Genomic DNA, 910 nt, shown 5'->3' with positions numbered 1-910 from the left:
TTTCGCGCGCCGACGAGCGGCCGCCGCCGCGATAGTCGCGCACGCCATATTTCACGTCATAGGCGAAGTCGGCGTGGCCAGGACGGTACTTGTCCTTGATGTCGCCGTAGTCCTTCGAGCGCTGGTCGGTGTTCTCGATCAGCAGGCCGATGGACGTACCCGTCGTGATCTGCTCGCCGCTTTCCGGGTGGGGAAACACGCCGGAGAGGATTTTGACCTCGTCGGCCTCGCGGCGCTGGGTGGTGAAGCGCGACTGGCCGGGTTTGCGCCGGTCGAGGTCATGCTGGATGTCGGCTTCCGTCAGCGGAAGGCCTGGAGGGCAGCCGTCGACCACGCAGCCAATGGCCGGGCCGTGGCTTTCGCCGAAGGTGGTGACGCGAAACAGGTGGCCGAATGAGTTGTGCGACATGGACTTCCTCTGCCGTCTGCATAGGGCTGGCGTCGCGTCCGGTCAAACCGCGCTCCACATTTTCCGGCGCCGGGAGCAGCGGCGCCATGCAAAAGGGCCGGCGTCGCCGCCGGCCCCCTGCGTTGTCCGCGCGCTTCGCTCAGGCCGCGATGCGCAGGGCGGCGCCCTTCGTCCGGGCGGCTGCGTCGCCCTGGGGGCGGCGCACCGGCTGGGCCGGGGCGCCAGCCCATTCGGAATGGGCCGGGAGGCTCTCGCCCTTCATCACCACCGTGGTCTGGCCGATGCGGGCGAAGTCGCCGACATGGGTGTCGTAGAGCACCGTGGAGCCGGCGCCGACCGTGACGCCCTTGCCGAGCTCCACCCGGCCCACCTTCATCACCCGGTCCTCATACAGGTGGGTTTGCAGGGTCGAGGTCATGTTGATGGCGCAGTAGTCGCCAATTTTGACGCAGTCGAACTCGGTCAGGTCGGTCCAGTCCATCCACACGCCCTTGCCGATCT

The 910-nt window shown here is 67.7% G+C and carries 1 protein-coding gene and 1 pseudogene; both read right to left on the bottom strand.

Annotation, left to right across the window (positions count from 1 at the left end; genetic code table 11):
- Positions 1 to 409 (bottom strand): chorismate synthase (locus tag AC4FS3_RS28730; protein ID WP_491023372.1); only part of this gene is annotated, 409 nt, incomplete at its 3' end.
- A gap of 139 nt (positions 410 to 548) precedes the next feature.
- A pseudogene (locus AC4FS3_RS28725) lies at positions 549 to 910 on the bottom strand (hypothetical protein); the annotation flags it as partial.

It is taken from the genome of Pseudogemmobacter sp. TB195 (assembly GCF_058313095.1).
Note: the sequence above shows the minus strand (reverse complement) of the source record. Positions and strands in the feature narration are given on the sequence as shown.